The sequence below is a fragment of the Ruminococcus sp. FMBCY1 genome, assembly GCF_023921805.1.
Taxonomy (GTDB): Bacteria; Bacillota; Clostridia; order Oscillospirales; family Acutalibacteraceae; genus Ruminococcoides; species Ruminococcoides intestinale_A.
In genome coordinates, this window is record NZ_CP074197.1 from 1,755,329 (window position 1) to 1,773,547 (window position 18,219).

Consider the following 18,219-nt stretch of genomic DNA (forward strand, 5'->3'; position numbering starts at 1 on the left):
CTTTACCTCCTTAGCTCCAGCGTCTTTTTTCAAGTACACGGGCGGTAAAGAACAAGAACAATCCCGTAACACTTAAAAAGAATATAATGTCTGTAAGATTAAGCATACCGTATGTAAAGTTTGTGTAGTATGTAAGAAAATCAATTTTTTTAACAATAGTTGCGATCCAGTCAACGGTGATGTTGCTTGAAAGGTTGCTTAGCATATAAATAAGAAGACCTACGCCCATACCTGCAACTGCGGAAATAATCATACTTTCTGTAAGTACAGAAATGAAAATGTCAATTGCAATAAGAGCAGAGCCTAAAAGCAAAAGTCCGAGTACGGTACAAAGCACAACCGCCCAGTCGGGAGAAGTGAAGAATGAAATTACAAGTGCATATACAACAAAGATAAGCGAGCATATTGCAAAGAGAATAAGTGCTCCGAGGAACTTGCCCATTACAATTTCAAAAAGGCTTGTAGGCGATGTAAGGAGCGCCTGGTCTGTACGCTGACGCTTTTCCTCTGAAAAGCTCTTCATTGTGATAATAGGAATTATAAAAAGAATAATAATAAACATATTTCCGAAAACATAGGAAAGGCTTGAAGTATCGTTTTCAATACAAATCATACTGAAAAACAAGCCCGAAAACAGGAAATATACCGCCATTACAACATAGGCAACGGCTGAATTAAAATAAGAAGAAAGCTCTCGCTTTAAAATTGCCACCATTATTTTTTACCTCCGACTGTGTCATAATTGCCGTTAGCAGTAAGCTTAAGGAACATTTCCTCAAGTGTTTCGTTGCCCGACTGCATATCAAGAATCGGACAGCCGATTCTTGCCATTGCGTTAAATACATCACGGCGTACGTCGTGATCTTTTTCGTACTCAACCATATATTTTGCCGAGTTGCCGTTCTTTTCGGAGATTTTATTTACACGAATAACCGCAGGAATGTTTTTGATTGCAGAGATAATATCCGAAGCGGCACCCTCGACTACAAGCGCAAGTTTTTCTTCGCCTGCGGTAGAAGACGAAAGCTCGTCTGTCTTTGCATCAGCAACTATTTTACCGTTTGAAATAACAAGAATTCTGTCGCAGGTTGCTGAAATTTCCGACAGCACATGAGAAGATAATATAATGGTATGCTTTTTGCCAAGACTTTTAATAAGTTTTCTGATTTCGATAATCTGCATAGGGTCAAGTCCGACAGTCGGCTCGTCCAGAATAAGCACGGGCGGATTGCCGAGCAAAGCCTGGGCAAAACCGACACGCTGACGATAACCTTTTGAGAGGTTTTTAATAATTCTGTCTGCCTGTTCGGTAATACGAACAAGTCGCATAACCTCTTCAATGTGTTCTTTTTTAGGAAGTTTAACCTTTTTGAGGTCAAACATAAATTCAAGATACTTTTTCACCGTCATATCAGTGTAAAGCGGTGGAATTTCGGGGAGGTAACCGATTTTTGCCTTTGCCTCTTTCGGATTTTCAAGTATTTCCTTTCCGTCAATAGTTACTGTGCCCGATGTGGAAGAAATATACCCTGTGATTATATTCATAGTGGTAGATTTTCCGGCACCGTTCGGGCCAAGAAATCCGAGGATTTCGCCCTCGCCAACAGTAAAGCTGATATTATCGACAGCTTTGATGTTGCCGTAATTTTTTGTGAGTTTTTTAACCTCAACCATGTGACTTGTTCACTCCTTAATAATAGTAAGCATATAAAAACTTTGTGTACTCCGCAAAGTCATATCGCAACAGCATATATTATACTATATAAAAACAGTTTTGTGTATATTTTTTATGAAAAATCATAGCGACTACACAAATTTTCATTTTTCTGTCACATTTCGGAATAAAAATCGCACATTTGCAAATAACTAAAGGTAATAAAATCTTGTAAAGAGGAATTGTTATGGATTATATAAATGCATTTTGGACAGGTGGACTTATTTGCGTAATCGGTCAGATTTTAATTGACAAAACAAAACTTACTCCCGCTCGAATACTTACAGGCTTTGTGGTGGCAGGTGTGATTTTGGGCGCAGTCGGACTTTATGAACCCTTCGCCGAGTTTGCGGGCGCAGGAGCGGCAGTTCCTATCAGCGGTTTCGGATTTTTGATGAGTCAGGGCGTAAAAGAGGGACTTGCTGCGGACGGCGCTCTCGGTATTCTCACGGGCGGACTTAAAAGTGCTGCGGCAGGTATTTCTGCGGCAATATTCTTTGGCTTGATTGCAGGTTTAATCACTAAGTCGGGCGACAAATAATATATTTTTTCAAAAAGGAATCCGATTGTTATGTCGGGTTCCTTTGCTTTTTTTGACCTTACATAAAGCACCGTATAAGCATAGTCGACTCCGCTAAATTTTACAAAGCATAAGGCATAATACACATAAGTAGCTCAAATTATTTGTAAATATTGCCGTATTTATTTTTTAATTAATAAAATTATGGTAATTGTGATAATTATGTGATAATATTATTTATGACAGAAATTCAAAAATAGGGCAGATTGCCCTTTAAATTAATTTTGAAAGGAGTAATCAAACTAATGAACAAGCACGGAATGCTAAAAGCGACAAGCGTTGCAATTGCACTTTGCACCGTTATGTCAAGCACAACCTTTGCATTCTCAACAGTGGCAAGTGCTGCTACCGTTGATACTACAGAAAAAGTATCTGCTTCTACAACAAAGAGCAAGGATAACTTTTCTTGGGACAATGCATCGGTTTACTTTCTCTTAACCGACCGTTTCAGAAACGGAAACACATCAAACGACCACTCATACAACAGAGGTCTTGACCAGAGCGGTAAGGTTGTATCTAACATTGATGACAGAGCTACCTTCCACGGCGGCGACTTTGCCGGTGTTACACAGTCTATCGAAGATGGTTATTTCAATAACCTCGGTGTAAACGCAATCTGGATTTCCGCTCCGTATGAGCAGACACACGGTTATGTGGTAGGCAGCGACGGTAATCCAAGTTACGCTCACTATTCATACCACGGCTACTATGTTCTCGACTACACACAGACAGATGCAAACTTCGGTACTGCCGAGGAGTTTGAAACTCTTGTTGACACAGCTCACGAGCACGGCATCAGAGTTATTATGGATATCGTAATGAACCACTCAGGTTACAACTCGCTTTACGATATGGCAGAGTATGGTTACGGCACAGTAGCACCGGGCTGGGAAGACGCATACTATTCACATCAGAATGTAAACAACAAAACATATCACAGCTTTATCGACTACAATACAAATGCAGAAGACTGGGCTAACTGGTGGGGTCCTGATTGGATTCGTTGCGGTGTAGCAGGTTATACAGAAGGTGGCGGCAGTGACCTCACAAGATCTCTTGCAGGTCTTCCTGACTTTAAAACAGAACAGGCTTCTACAGTAGGTCTTCCAAAAATTCTCCAGAAAAAGTGGAGCAGAGAGGGCAGACTTGATTCTGAAACAGCAAAGATTAATAACTTCTTCACCAAAACAGGCAGAAACGCGACTGTAAGCAACTACCTTGCAGGCTGGCTTTCAGAGTGGGTAAGAGAGTACGGTGTTGACGGTTTCCGTTGCGATACCGCAAAACACGTTGAATTTGCTTCTTGGAAAAACCTTAAGAATGCTTGTGTTGACGCTCTTAAAGAGTGGAGAGCAAACAACCCTAACAAGCCGGGCGCAGACTGGGATGAAGATTTCTGGATGACAGGTGAATGTTGGGATCACGGTGTTAATAAGGACGGCTACTACACACAGGGCGGATTTGATTCAATGATCAACTTCTCAACTCAGGGTGGCGGACTTTTAAGCGCAGGCAGAGTTAAGGGCACATATGATGGATTTGCAAAGGCTATCAATAACGATGACAGCTTCAATGTTCTTTCTTATGTATCTTCACACGACTCTGTTCTCGCAAGAGGCGACCTTATAGGTACAGGTTCAGGCCTTCTTTTATGCCCGGGCGGAATTCAGATATTCTACGGTGACGAAACAAACCGTCCAATGGTAGCAGGTGTTCCTAACGACGGTAACGGCGGCGCAGGTCACTCACTCAGAAGTGATATGAACTGGGACTCAATGGATACAAATGTTCTTGAGCATTGGCAGAAAGTCGGTGTATTCCGTAACAACCACATCTCTGTAGGTGCAGGCTCTAACACAAGCCTTGCATCAACATCAGGTTATGCTTTTGCAAGAGATTATGACAAGAACGGCATTACAGATAAGGTAATCGGCTGTATCTATGCTAATGCAAATACTGATGTTACAATCAGCGTTGGCGATACTTGGAGCGACGGTCAGTATCTTGTAAATGCTTACGATCAGTCATCTGCTGTTGTATCAAACGGTAAGGTTACATTCAACAGCGGCAAGAACGGTACAATCCTCGTTGAAGAGCCTGACGGCAGACCGCTTATGTCTGTTAAGGGTGACGCAGAGTTTACAGGTACACAGACTGTTACAGTAAGCCTTGACAAGTGCGAGCAGGCTAAGTGCTCTGTTGACGGCGGTAACAAGTTTATCGTAAAAGACGGCGACACAATCACAATCGGTAACACAGCTTACGATGGCGATACAATTACAATTACTCTTGAGGCAGAGAACGAGATCGGTTCTTCCGAGTCAAAAGCAACATTCAAGAAAAAAGTACAGGGCGGCTCAACAGCTCCTGTAAAAACAACATCTCGTCTTGTTGTAAAGACAGCTGACGGTTCAGCTCCTTATGTATATGCTTGGACAGGCGCAAGCAACGCACTTCTCGGTGCATGGCCTGGCACACAGCTTACATCTAAGGATGATAACGGTGACTACTATGTTGACATTAATACAACAGAAACTTACAATGTAGTGCTCAATAACGGCGGCAAAGTACAGTCAGCTGATATTACAGGCATTACAGGCGACGCAATTATCACAGTTAAGAATACAGCATTCTCTTCTTATGACCTTGAGATTGTAGAGACTCCTGCTTCACCGCTCGAGCAGCTTAAGAAAGAGGGAAGAGAAGTTAAAGCAATGACATCTTCCGATTACACAGCATCTTCATGGACAACTGTTGAATCAGTTATGAAGTCGGTTGACGCACTCGTTGCACAGGGCAGTGATGCTGACGACGATCAGGTTACTGCAATGATAACAAAATTACAGAACGCAAAGGCTAAGTTACAGCTTAATGTTCCTGCACTCGGCTATGCAGTTAAGGGCAAGAATACAGTAAGCGGTGTTGCTGCTCCTGCTTCAAAGGTAACAGTAACAGTAAACGGCACAGCATACACAACACAGGCTGACGATGTAACAGGTGTATTTACAGTTACAACAGCTACACTTAACGCTTCATCAAAGCTTACATTCAAGGCAGAGAGAAACAGCGTTTCATCAGCTGTAGGTGCATACAATATGTCAAGCGGTGACATCACAAGCCTTATTGTTCCTACAACAGCTTCTCAGGCTACACAGCCGACAACAGCAAGACCTACACAGCCGACTACCGCAAAACCAACCACTCAACCGACCACTCAACCGACCACAGCTAAACCTACAGAGAGCAAAAATCTTAATGTAACCGCTACATCAAACTACTTCCCGAGTGCAAAGGTTACACTTGTAAACAACAAAGAGCTTTGTGTTGAATATGAACTGCAGTCATCAATGAAACTTGTAAACGCAGAGTGGGCACTTAATTACGATTCTTCAAAACTTAAGCTTGATGTTGCCCGTTCAAAAGATTTTATGCCGAATGTTTCAAACGAGGTTACAAACATCAAAACAGGACGTATCTTATCCAACTTTACGGATATTACTGACCTTAAGGACTTTACAAACAAAAAGACATTTGTAAGAGCTTACTTTAATGTTATAGGTACAGGCAGTACGACAGTAGACCTTAATCTTAAAACTCTTTGCGTAGGTTTTATTGACAATGATTTAAAAGTCAACTTTGCGGCAGTTGTAAGAAACAGCGAAGTTCAGAGCGGTGTTACTTCTGTTGCGGGTTACGAAAAACTTGCGATAAACAAAAATACAAAGGCATATTTGTATAGTGACGATGATGTAATGCTCGGCGATGTTACAGGCGACGGAAAGATAGATGTAAACGATGTAACCGCTATACAGCTTTATATTGCTCAGAATCAAAGTTTTACCGATAAGCAGAAAGAAGCAGCGGATGTTAATAAGGACGGAAAAATTTCTGTCTTGGATGTAACAAGAGTTCAGCAGTACATTGCGAGATATTTTGATGAATTTTAAATTATTTACAGCTGACAACTTAAAATAATCTGATAAAGCATCGCCCGTAACGAAAATTTACGGGCGGTGCTTTTTTATCAAAAGTCGGGTTAAATTATGGTTTAGCGGAGTGTCGGTCGGACATTGAAATTTAGCTAACGCTAAATTATCCTCCCAAAAACAAAAAAGTTTACTCAATTTTTTCAAAAATTGCGAGTTTGGGCAGCGCCCATAAAATCTTCCGATATAACAATTTATCAGGCGCAAACAGCCACGCTGTTTGCGTGTTAAAACTAAGTTTGTTAAAACAGGCGACAGCCATTAAAGAACCTATATTTTATTAATGAAATAACGAATATCTTTTCTTATTGCTATCGCTTTTAAAGGCTAACGCCGTTGTGTTCAAGCCGCCAAACAGCAAGCTGTTCTGCTATCGTCAGATTGCATAAACGGAAAGTATTTGTGGGCTTTGCCCACACCCACGACCTTTGAAAAGGTCGACCAAACTTTTATAATTAATTGGCAAATCAATTTGTTAAACTACAATTTCACCCCTTAACATTCAGAACAAAATTCAAATAAGTTGTTTTTATATGAAAAACTATGTATAATGTTATTTAGAATTTTTATCAAAATAATTCTGTAAACAAAATTTATACGGAGGATATTATGACCTGCACCGAATTTGACGGTTACATCTGTATCGACAATGTAACAGACCTTGATTTAAGACAAACACTTGACTGCGGTCAGAGCTTTCGCTGGACAGAAAATGCCGACGGTTCGTTTGACGGAATCGCTTTCGGTAAAAAAGTCAGAGTAAGACTTGACGGTGAGCGTCTGTATATCGAAAACTCAAATAAAGCTGATTTTGAAAGTATATGGAAAGATTACTTTGACCTCGAACTTGATTACGGTAAAATCAGAGAAGAAATAAGTGAAATTCACCCCGTGCTTAAAGAGGCGGCAAAATATGCTCCCGGTATAAGAATATTAAGGCAAGAGCCTTATGAGGCACTCTGCACATTCATTATTTCACAAAATAACAATATAAAAAGAATCAAGGGTATTGTTCAAAGACTTTGCGAAAACTTCGGAGAAGAAATTTCTCCCGGAGATTTTGCTTTTCCTACACCGCAAAAAATGGCGGAACTTTCAGCCGATGACCTTGCGCCTTTAAGGGCAGGCTTTCGTAATCGTTACCTTATAGATGCGGCACAAAAGGTTTACAGCGGTGAGGTTGACCTTGAAAGCTGCCGCACGCTTGATTACGAGCAGGCACGAAAAGAGCTTATGAAAATTACGGGTGTCGGAGTTAAGGTCGCCGACTGCACTCTGCTTTTCGGTTTACACAGAATAGAGGCTTTTCCTGTTGATGTATGGATGAAAAGGGCAATGGAAAAGCTTTTCCCCGGTATGATGCCGTCGGATTTCGGCGATTGTGCGGGGATAGCACAACAATACATATTTCATTACAGCAGAATGCACCCGGAATTGTTTGATTAACAATAATAATGTGAAAATGGAACGGCAAATTGCACATAATTCCGTAGTTGAATTTGTAAAATTTGCCGTTTTTCATTTTTCTATAATAAAATTATGGAAATTGTGATAATTTTGTGATAACATTATAAACGATAGGGCAGGATGCCCTTGGAAGTTTTGAAAGGAGTAATCAAACCAATGAACAAGCACGGAATGCTAAAAGCGACAAGCGTTGCAATTGCACTTTGCACCGTTATGTCAAGCACAACCTTTGCATTCTCAACAGTGGCAAGTGCTGCTACCGTTGATACTACAGAAAAAGTATCTGCTTCTACAACAAAGAGCAAAGATAACTTTTCTTGGGACAATGCATCGGTTTACTTTCTCTTAACCGACCGTTTCAGAAACGGAAACACATCAAACGACCACTCATACAACAGAGGTCTTGACCAGAGCGGTAAGGTTCTTTCTAACATTGATGATAGAGCTACCTTCCACGGCGGCGACTTTGCCGGTGTTACACAGTCTATCGAAGATGGTTATTTCAATAACCTCGGTGTAAACGCAATCTGGATTTCCGCTCCGTATGAGCAGACACACGGTTATGTGGTAGGCAGCGACGGTAATCCAAGTTACGCTCACTATTCATACCACGGCTACTATGTTCTCGACTACACACAGACAGATGCAAACTTCGGTACTGCCGAGGAGTTTGAAACTCTTGTTGACACAGCTCATGAGCACGGCATCAGAGTTATTATGGATATCGTAATGAACCACTCAGGTTACAACTCGCTTTACGATATGGCAGAGTATGGTTACGGCACAGTAGCACCGGGCTGGGAAGACGCATACTATCCACATCAGAATATAAACAACAAAACATATCACAGCTTTATCGACTACGATACAAATGCAGAAGACTGGGCTAACTGGTGGGGTCCTGATTGGATTCGTTGCGGTGTAGCAGGTTATACAGAAGGTGGCGGCAGTGACCTCACAATGTCTCTTGCAGGTCTTCCTGACTTTAAAACAGAGCAGGCTTCTACAGTAGGTCTTCCAAAAATTCTCCAGAAAAAGTGGAGCAGAGAGGGCAGACTTGATTCTGAAACAGCAAAGATTAATAACTTCTTCACCAAAACAGGCAGAAACGCGACTGTAAGCAACTACCTTGCAGGCTGGCTTTCAGAGTGGGTAAGAGAGTACGGTGTTGACGGTTTCCGTTGCGATACCGCAAAACACGTTGAATTTGCTTCTTGGAAAAACCTTAAGAATGCTTGTGTTGACGCTCTTAAAGAGTGGAGAGCAAACAACCCTGACAAGCCGGGCGCAGACTGGGATGAAGATTTCTGGATGACAGGTGAATGTTGGGATCACGGTGTTAATAAGGACGGCTACTACACACAGGGCGGATTTGATTCAATGATCAACTTCTCAACTCAGGGTGGCGGACTTTTAAGCGCAGGCAGAGTTAAGGGCACATATGATGGATTTGCAAAGGCTATCAATAACGATGACAGCTTCAATGTTCTTTCTTATGTATCTTCACACGACTCTGTTCTCGCAAGAGGCGACCTTATAGGTACAGGTTCAGGCCTTCTTTTATGCCCGGGCGGAATTCAGATATTCTACGGTGACGAAACAAACCGTCCAATGGTAGCAGGTGTTCCTAACGACGGTAACGGCGGCGCAGGTCACTCACTCAGAAGTGATATGAACTGGGACTCAATGGATACAAATGTTCTTGAGCATTGGCAGAAAGTCGGTGTATTCCGTAACAACCACATCTCTGTAGGTGCAGGCTCTAACACAAGCCTTACATCAACATCAGGTTATGCTTTTGCAAGAGATTACGACAAGAACGGCATTACAGATAAGGTAATCGGCTGTATCTATGCTAATGCAAATACTGATGTTACAATCAACGTTGGCGACACTTGGAGCGACGGTCAGTATCTTGTAAATGCTTACGATCAGTCATCTGCTGTTGTATCAAACGGTAAGGTTACATTCAACAGCGGCAAGAACGGTACAATCCTCGTTGAAGAGCCTGACGGCAGACCTCTTATGTCTGTTAAGGGTGACGCAGAGTTTACAGGTACACAGACTGTTACAGTAAGCCTTGACAAGTGCGAGCAGGCTAAGTGCTCTATTGACGGCGGTAACAAGTTTATCGTAAAAGACGGCGACACAATCACAATCGGTAACACAGCTTACGATGGCGATACAATTACAATTACTCTTGAGGCAGAGAACGAGATCGGTTCTTCTGAGTCAAAAGCAACATTCAAGAAAAAAGTACAGGGCGGCTCAACAGCTCCTGTAAAAACAACATCTCGTCTTGTTGTAAAGACAGCTGACGGTTCAGCTCCTTATGTATATGCTTGGACAGGCGCAAGCAACACACTTCTCGGTGCATGGCCTGGCACACAGCTTACATCTAAGGATGATAACGGTGACTACTATGTTGACCTTAATACAACAGAAGCTTACAATGTAGTACTCAATAACGGCGGCAAAGTACAGTCAGCTGATATTGCAGGCATTACAGGCGACGCAATTATCACAGTTAAAAATACATCATTCTCTTCTTATGATCTTAAGATTGTAGAAACTCCTGCTTCACCGCTCGAGCAGCTTAAGAAAGAGGGAAGAGAAGTTAAAGCAATGACTTCTTCCGATTACACAGCATCTTCATGGACAACTGTTGAATCAGTTATGAAGTCGGTTGACGCACTCGTTGCACAGGGCAGTGATGCTGACGACGATCAGGTTACTGCAATGATAACAACATTACAGAATGCAAAGGCTAAGTTACAGCTTAATGTTCCTGCACTCGGCTATGCAGTTAAGGGCAAGAATACAGTAAGCGGTGTTGCTGCTCCTGCTTCAAAGGTAACAGTAACAGTAAACGGCACAGCATACACAACACAGGCTGACGATGTAACAGGTGTATTTACAGTTACAACAGCTACACTTAACGCTTCATCAAAGCTTACATTCAAGGCAGAGAGAAACAGCGTTTCATCAGCTGTAGGTGCATACAATATGTCAAGCGGTGACATCACAAGCCTTATTGTTCCTACAACAGCTTCTCAGGCTACACAGCCGACAACAGCAAGACCTACACAGCCAACAACAGTAAGACCTACACAGCCGACTACAGTAAGACCTACACAGCCGACTACAGTAGCTCCGACAACACAGTCACCTACACAGGGCACAAACCTTAATATCTCAAGTAAATCTAACTACTTCTCAAATGCAAATGTAACATTTAAGAAGGGCGATACAGTTTGTCTTGAGTACATTGTAGATTCTTCAATGGATCTCGTAAATGCAGAGTGGACACTTACTTACGATAACACAAAGCTCGCTGTTGATAAGGAGCGTTCAGCTAAGCTTATGCCATATGTTACTAACGAGGTTACTAACATTATGGACGCTAAGGGCACAATCAAATCTAACTTCAGTGAAATTCAGAATCTTGCTGATTTCAGTGGCGGCAAGGCTCTTGCAAGAGTTTACTTCAATGTAATCGGCACAGGCAACACAACAGTTGACTTCAACCTTAAAACACTTAGCGTAGGTTACCTTGACAGCAACTACAACCTTAAGTTTAAACCTGTTGTAAGAGGCGGAGTAGCTCAGACAGATGTTACTTCAACTCCTGGTTTTGAAAACTTCACAGCTAAGACAAGCACAAAGATTTCTGCAACAGCAGAGCAAACTGACGAGGTAACACTCAACTTTGTTGTTCCAAAGACAGTATCAAGTCCTAAGTGTTGGGATGACGGTATTTACCTTGCATACAGCAACAACTACCAGCTCAACTCATTCACAAAGATTCCGCTCACAAAGACAACAGAGTATCTCACACCTGACTTAAAGTCAACAAAACTCACAAACGGCACATATGCTCTCTACTCGGTATCACTTACAAAGGAACAGGCAGAGGCTATTAACAAGGCAACATATGTTGTTCTTACAAACAAGTCAAATACTTACAGAACTTATGTAAGCTCAAAGTACAACTTACTTAAAGCTCCGTCAGGCACATACAGTGCAGACTACAACACAGCTAAAACTTCAGTAGCAGACCTCAACGGCTACACATTCATTATGAACGGTGATGTAGCAACAGGCACAAGCGTTGACGGTTTCGGTACATACACAGGTTACTGGACAAAGTGCACAACTATCAATGCTGTAGCTCCTGCATCTGCTAAGTGGAAGAACTGCTGGAATCAGGGTGTTTACCTTGCTTACAGCAACGACTATAAGCTCGATTCATTCACAAAGATTAAGATGACAAGAACAAGCACATATGTTGATGTTGATTCTAAGTCAACACAGCTTGTAGACGGCACATATCCTGTATACACTGTAACTCTTACAGAGGATCAGGTAAAGGCTATTGATTCTTCATCATATGTAATCTTCGAGAACGCATCAGGTACTTACAGAACATACATCAACGGTAAGTACAGCGTTATGAAAGCTCCGGCAGGTACTCAGTATTCAAGCACATACTCAACAACAAAGGCAAAACTTGCTGACAGAGAGAAGAACACATTTGTAATTTGTGACGGTGTAACAACAGGCACAAGCATTGAGGGCTACGGCACATTTACAGGTTACTGGTCAACATCTGAAATCGAAATTGTTGAGAGCACAGCTACACTTTATTGTGTATTCCCTAACCCTGCAAAGAGCAAAACAGCTATGAATAAGGGCGTTTACCTTGCATACGGTTCAAGCAACTCGGCAAATGGCCTTACAAAGATTGCTATGGAGAAAACAGATGAAAAGTTCACACCTTCATTAAAGACAAACGCTCTTACAGCAGGTGAGTATTCTGTATATAAGGTAACACTCAACAGCGATCAGATTGAGGCTATTGACGGTGCAAAGAATGTTGTATTCTGCAACAGCAACGGTGTTTTCAGAACAATCCTCTCAAACGGCTACAATGTACTTAACGCAAAGAGCGGTGCTTACAGCTCAGCATACAACAAGGGTACATTCTCAGTTGCAGACCACAACAACGAAACATTCGTTGTTTGCGATTCTAAGGTAACAGGTTCAAGCACAGACGGCTACGGTATGTTCCTCGGCTACTGGGATCTCGGCAAAGCAAACTAAATTATCACACTTAATAATCGGATGATTTAAAAATAAGTACTCGTCATTGCATTTGCGATGACGAGTATTTTTCTTTTGCGTAATTGCAGAATTAAATTACTGAGATAAAGTTAAAAAATTTAGGTCAACCTTTTTGTTACCATCGAGTGGAATAAAAAACAGGTTACTTTTTGTCGGGCAACAATTTTAGCGAATGAAAAGACTTTCCGTCACGAATTAAAAAGTTTGCTCAACCTTTTCAAAGGTTGTGGGTGTGGGCAACGCCCACAAAACTTTAGTTTATTGCGAATTTTAATAGCCAAACGGCTTGCCGTTTGGCGGCTTGAACATAATGGCGAGAGCCTAAAAATGTGACAGCAATAAAGGAAAAGCCACGCTACTGCAACTACTATTTTGCCACTTTTCAAGAGCAAAATAGCCACACACAAACTTTTGCGTTCTTTAAAATTCCTTTTTTCTACTGACACTCAAGTACTACTTTCCTACTTTCTGCCACTCATTAATCTTGATTTTTACTTTATTTTAAAGTCTTGATAAATCTAAAGTATAGTTATTCTGTGGTATTAATTACAAATGCTTGTTTATATTTTTAATCAGTCTATTTTTACTGTTTTATGGGCTCTGCCCAAACCCGCAACCCTTTAAAAAGGGTTGACCGAAATTTTAACTCTTTTGTTTTTAAGTGCAGCTTTTTCTCAAAACCAAAACTCGGATTACAGCCATTGCCGTAATCCGAGTTTAATTTTATCATTATATAAATTCTACCGATTAAATCAATCTGTATCGAGTTTAAGTACAGCCATAAATGCCTCTTGCGGAACTTCAACAGAACCGAGCTGGCGCATACGCTTTTTACCCTCTTTCTGCTTTTCAAGAAGTTTCTTTTTACGGGAAATATCACCGCCGTAGCACTTTGCAAGTACATCTTTTCTCATAGCCTTAACGGTTTCTCTCGCAATGATTTTACCGCCAATGCAAGCCTGAATCGGAACTTCAAACAGCTGTCTTGGAATTTTCTCCTTGAGCTTTTCCGCCATCTTTCTCGCTCTGCCATATGCCTTGTCTGCGTGAATAATAAACGACAGTGCATCGACAACATCGCCGTTGAGCATAATGTCAAGTTTAACAAGGTTGCTCTTTACATAATCCTTAAGCTCATAGTCAAAAGATGCATAACCTCTTGTGCGTGATTTTAAGGTATCAAAGAAATCGTAAATAATCTCGGCAAGCGGTAATTCATAGTGCAAGTCAACCCTGTCTGCATCAATGTACTGCATATCTATAAATATGCCTCGTCTGTCCTGGCAAAGCTCCATAATGTTGCCCACATATTCCTTTGGTGAGTAAATATGTGCGGTAGTCATCGGCTCTTCAGCCATTGCTATAAGCGCAGGGTCAGGATAATTTGTAGGGTTGTCAATCATCTCAACAGTGCCGTCTGTTTTGGTTATTCGGTAAATTACGCTCGGTGCGGTTGTAATAAGGTCAAGCTGATATTCACGCTCAAGTCTTTCCTGAATAATCTCCATATGAAGAAGTCCGAGAAATCCGCAACGATAGCCAAAACCGAGAGCAACAGATGTTTCGGGTTCAAAAGAGAGTGCTGCGTCATTAAGCTGTAATTTTTCAAGAGCGTCTTTAAGATCACCGTACTTTGCACCGTCAACAGGATAAATACCGCAGTAAACCATAGGCTGTGCCTCACGATAACCCGGTAAAGGCTCTGCCGCAGGATTTGCCGTAAGGGTAACGGTGTCACCAACCTTTGCGTCTGCAAGAGTTTTGATAGATGCCGCAATGTAGCCAACCTCGCCGGCATAAAGTCCGTTGGTAGATTCCATTGATGTGGCATGCATAAGACCACATTCCACAACGGTGAATGTACTTCCTGTTGCCATAAGTTTAAATTCGTCACCCGGGTGAATCTGTCCCTCTTTAAGACGAACATAAATGATAACGCCTTTGTAGCTGTCGTAGTAGCTGTCAAAAATCAGCGCACGGAGAGGTGCGTTGACATCGCCTGTCGGAGCAGGAATGTCTGATACGATTTTTTCGAGGACAGCGTGAATATTGATGCCTTGCTTAGCGGAAATTTTTGGTGCGTCCTCGGCAGGAATACCGATTACATCTTCAATTTCTTCGATAACTCTGTCAGGATCGGCACTCGGCAGGTCGATTTTGTTGATTACGGGCACAATTTCAAGACCGCTGTCGACAGCAAGATAAGTGTTGGCGAGAGTTTGAGCCTCAATGCCTTGAGATGCGTCAACAATAAGCACTGCACCCTCACAAGCCGCCAAAGAACGGGAAACCTCGTAGTTAAAGTCAACATGACCGGGAGTGTCAATGAGGTTGAAAAGATATTTTTCGCCGTTGTCGGCATCATAAGTAACCGATACGGCACGAGCCTTTATTGTTATGCCACGCTCACGCTCAAGTTCCATATCGTCAAGGAGCTGTGACTCCATATCACGGGCAGATACCGAATTGGTCTGCTCAAGAATACGGTCGGCAAGCGTACTTTTGCCGTGGTCAATATGAGCAATTATGCTGAAATTTCTAATTTTGTCCTGTGGAAATGACAATTCTATCACCTTTTCGCAGATATTTGCAGGTAAGCCTGCACCTGAATTAACAGACTGAACGCCTGTCCGAATATATACATATTTATAATAACACATTTTGCATTTGTTGGCAATAAATTTGTGATTGTACGGAAAGAAATACATACAAGATAATTTAAGATTTACATTTTATTTAGTTGTATAAAATTATTGTAATAATTATTGAAAATAATTTAATTTATTGCTATAATGTATAGTAATTAACAAAATTTTAAGACTGGAATGAGGAAAATATGAGAAAAACATTTAAAAACTCTGTAGCTATAATAGTAGCTCTCTTAATAAGTAGTATTCAATGCTTTTATTTAGCGGTGCACGCTGCGGATTCAAGTAATGAAAATATATTTTACATAGGAAATACAGTTAATACCGGGCATGATACGGGTTTTTCAAAAAATGATAAAATTACAGAAGACGATCCGCACTTTGGATGGGAATTAGGAAAATTCTATATTAGCGGATATACAAGAATTAAAAACAGTGAAAATGAAAGTCCGATTTTTCTCAAAACGGTTGGTGATACTGTAACTTTATGGTTTGAATTGGAACAGAATATAGATAAACTTAATGACAATGAAGAACTAAGCATTTGTGACGATACCAACGGATACGATGAATATTTTGGTGTAGAAAAAACTGATTTTGGAAAAGGAACTTTGATTATTCGTCATACTGATTATCAGAACCATACTGTTGATCCGGTTATTTATACAAATTATTTATCTGCAAGTGCAAAACAAAACGAAGCTGTAAAAGTTGAACTTTGTGAAGAGGGCGACTATGAGGTTGCTTTGGATTATGAAATCAGTAAAACTAATTTTAATATATTTGGCTGGAAACCATTGCCGTCATATTATAACTATAAAGTGTTTTTCAAATTTTCTGTACGAAACGGAAATTGCATGGTGTATCCTTTTGATGTTAAAACCGGAGATGAACTTACAAATAAGTCAATAACAGAAAATGGCTTTTATTTGGATTTAGCGAAATCAAGATATTTGAATATTGATATTCAAAAACAAATACGCAAAGATGGTGCAGAAGGGCTCACCGAAGATGTACGTTTTAATAAACCCGCAAAAGATGGCGAAGAATACACGGATGAAGGTATATATACAATCACTGTAAAAAATATTTATACAGATCAAACTACTACAAAAGTAATTTATGTTGGTACGGATGATGTATTAAAAGCACATGTAGCAACAGGACTGTCTATTTCTGATGTAGAACATCAGCTTGCGTTAGGTGGAAAGGTAGCAGAGGACGGAACATTGATAACAGCATCTAACGAAACTTTACCGGTTATAGAGGAAACAAATCCGACAGACGGCGATTCAAATAAAAAAGAAAATATTTTATCAACCGTAAATAAGAATCAAAACAGTAATGAAAAACCAATATGGTTTATTTGGTTGTATATCGCAATTGGATTAATTGCGATAACGGCAATTATTATTACAATTGTATTTATTCGAAAAAAGAAAAAAGCTGAAAGTGATAATGATATATATTCGAATAGCGACAGGAGTGTGAAAAAATGAAAAAACTAATAGCTTTAATATTAATATGTACACTTCTGGTTGGCTGTACATCTCAAATAAACAGTGAAGTCAGCGATACAATTCCAACAGAAAATGTAACACAAAGTATATTATCAGAAGAAGTTCCAACCTTTACGGGACTGGATGATACAAGTTTATTAAATTATATAGAAGATGAAGTATATGAAAATCTTGTTGAAAAACTAAACAGCGAAGATTACTTTGTTGAAAATGTAAGTACGCAGTATATATCTAAGGAATATCTCGAAGAAGTTGAATACAACTCAAAAGAGAATATATATTTTGGGTATACTTTGTCTGAATTAGATTCATGCTTTCAAGGCAAAAGATATATTTTTACTTCGGATGATGACGGAAAAACCATTGTAAAAGAATTTGAAAAGTATGATGATACTTACGAACAAGTAATTAAAAATGTAGCTATCGGAACAGGTGTAATATTAATTTGCGTAACGGTTTCTGTTGTAAGCGGTGGCGCAGGATTACCTGCCATGAGTGCTGTTTTTGCAGTATCAGCAAAAACGAGTGCTGTTATGGGTTTATCATCAGGTATAATCGGCGGAGTTGCAGCAGGATTAGTAACAGGAATACAGACCGGTAATTTTGAAGAAGCCATAAAATCCGGTACATTAGCCGGCAGTAATGAATTTAAATGGGGAGCAATTACCGGTGCTATTTTTGGCGGTGCTTCAGAAGCGGCCGGGCTAAAAGGTGCAACGCTAAATGGTTTAACGATGAATGAAGTTGCTTCAATTCAAAAAGAATCAAAATATCCTTTGGATGTTATTAAGCAGTTTTCAAACATGGAACAATATAATATTTGTAAAAAAGCCGGATTATCAGCGGAATTTATAAACGGAAATGTTGCATTGATTCGAAAAATAGATTTGAATTTTGTTGATGAATATGGTCGCACTAACTTGCAAAGAATGTTAGACGGCTTTGCTCCACTTGACCCTGACGGTATTCCGTATGAACTTCATCACATCGGACAGAAAGCTGATTCTACACTTGCTATTCTAACCCAAGCTGAACATAGGAAAAATGGAAACAATACAATATGGCATAAATTCGGAGAAGAGACCGAAGTTCATGGTAAGGGAAACAAATGGAATCAACAGAGAGCAAAATTTTGGACTGAATTTGCACAGAGAGCCATATCTACGGGAGGAGTATAAGT

9 protein-coding genes are annotated in these 18,219 nt (G+C 40.5%); 6 read left to right on the forward strand and 3 right to left on the reverse strand.

Going from position 1 to position 18,219, the window contains the following annotated elements; all coding sequences use genetic code 11:
* Positions 1-10 precede the first annotated feature (10 nt).
* Entirely contained in the window at positions 11-715 is a 705-nt protein-coding gene (locus KGF34_RS08625) for an ABC transporter permease (protein WP_022233884.1), read from the reverse strand.
* Positions 715-1,674, reverse strand: a complete 960-nt coding sequence (locus tag KGF34_RS08630) for an ATP-binding cassette domain-containing protein (protein WP_022233885.1) — start codon at positions 1,672-1,674, stop codon at positions 715-717. The genes KGF34_RS08625 and KGF34_RS08630 overlap by 1 nt, the downstream gene beginning before the upstream one ends.
* 227 nt (positions 1,675-1,901) lie before the next feature.
* Here KGF34_RS08630 and KGF34_RS08635 point away from each other — a divergent pair, with 227 nt between their 5' ends.
* From KGF34_RS08635 to KGF34_RS08650, 4 genes are all read left to right on the forward strand, one after another.
* On the forward strand, positions 1,902-2,255 hold the full coding sequence (locus tag KGF34_RS08635; protein ID WP_186936399.1) for a SpoVA/SpoVAEb family sporulation membrane protein: 354 nt from the start codon (positions 1,902-1,904) through the stop codon (positions 2,253-2,255).
* Positions 2,256-2,539: 284 nt separating this feature from the next.
* Entirely contained in the window at positions 2,540-6,241 is a 3,702-nt protein-coding gene (locus tag KGF34_RS08640) for an alpha-amylase family glycosyl hydrolase (RefSeq protein WP_252558745.1), read from the forward strand.
* A 648-nt stretch (positions 6,242-6,889) separates the two neighbouring features.
* A complete protein-coding gene (locus KGF34_RS08645) occupies positions 6,890-7,726 on the forward strand; it encodes a DNA-3-methyladenine glycosylase (RefSeq protein ID WP_022234147.1) in 837 nt (278 codons plus the stop codon).
* Positions 7,727-7,903: 177 nt separating this feature from the next.
* Positions 7,904-12,850 carry an alpha-amylase family glycosyl hydrolase gene (locus KGF34_RS08650; RefSeq protein ID WP_252558746.1) on the forward strand — a complete coding sequence of 1,649 codons (4,947 nt, stop codon included), beginning with the start codon at positions 7,904-7,906 and terminating at the stop codon, positions 12,848-12,850.
* A gap of 773 nt (positions 12,851-13,623) precedes the next feature.
* Here KGF34_RS08650 and lepA read toward each other — a convergent pair.
* Positions 13,624-15,435: a translation elongation factor 4 gene (gene lepA / locus KGF34_RS08655; protein WP_252560213.1), complete on the reverse strand. Its 1,812-nt coding sequence runs from the start codon at positions 15,433-15,435 to the stop codon at positions 13,624-13,626.
* A 272-nt stretch (positions 15,436-15,707) separates the two neighbouring features.
* Here lepA and KGF34_RS08660 point away from each other — a divergent pair, with 272 nt between their 5' ends.
* Together KGF34_RS08660 and KGF34_RS08665 are read left to right on the forward strand one after the other, a co-directional pair.
* Entirely contained in the window at positions 15,708-17,018 is a 1,311-nt protein-coding gene (locus tag KGF34_RS08660) for a hypothetical protein (RefSeq protein ID WP_252558747.1), read from the forward strand.
* Positions 17,015-18,217 (forward strand): HNH/ENDO VII family nuclease, encoded by a 1,203-nt coding sequence (locus KGF34_RS08665; RefSeq protein ID WP_252558748.1) that lies wholly within the window; start codon positions 17,015-17,017, stop codon positions 18,215-18,217. Before KGF34_RS08660 ends, KGF34_RS08665 begins: the two co-directional genes overlap by 4 nt.
* Positions 18,218-18,219 lie beyond the last annotated feature (2 nt).

Excerpts from the sequence above, each read along its gene's own strand:
- KGF34_RS08625 (WP_022233884.1), bottom strand. The coding sequence starts at position 715 with ATGGTGGCAATTTTAAAGCGAGAGCTTTCTTCTTATTTTAATTCAGCC.
- KGF34_RS08630 (WP_022233885.1), bottom strand. The coding sequence starts at position 1,674 with ATGGTTGAGGTTAAAAAACTCACAAAAAATTACGGCAACATCAAAGCT.
- KGF34_RS08635 (WP_186936399.1), top strand. The coding sequence starts at position 1,902 with ATGGATTATATAAATGCATTTTGGACAGGTGGACTTATTTGCGTAATC.
- KGF34_RS08640 (WP_252558745.1), top strand. The coding sequence starts at position 2,540 with ATGAACAAGCACGGAATGCTAAAAGCGACAAGCGTTGCAATTGCACTT.
- KGF34_RS08645 (WP_022234147.1), top strand. The coding sequence starts at position 6,890 with ATGACCTGCACCGAATTTGACGGTTACATCTGTATCGACAATGTAACA.
- KGF34_RS08650 (WP_252558746.1), top strand. The coding sequence starts at position 7,904 with ATGAACAAGCACGGAATGCTAAAAGCGACAAGCGTTGCAATTGCACTT.
- KGF34_RS08660 (WP_252558747.1), top strand. The coding sequence starts at position 15,708 with ATGAGAAAAACATTTAAAAACTCTGTAGCTATAATAGTAGCTCTCTTA.
- KGF34_RS08665 (WP_252558748.1), top strand. The coding sequence starts at position 17,015 with ATGAAAAAACTAATAGCTTTAATATTAATATGTACACTTCTGGTTGGC.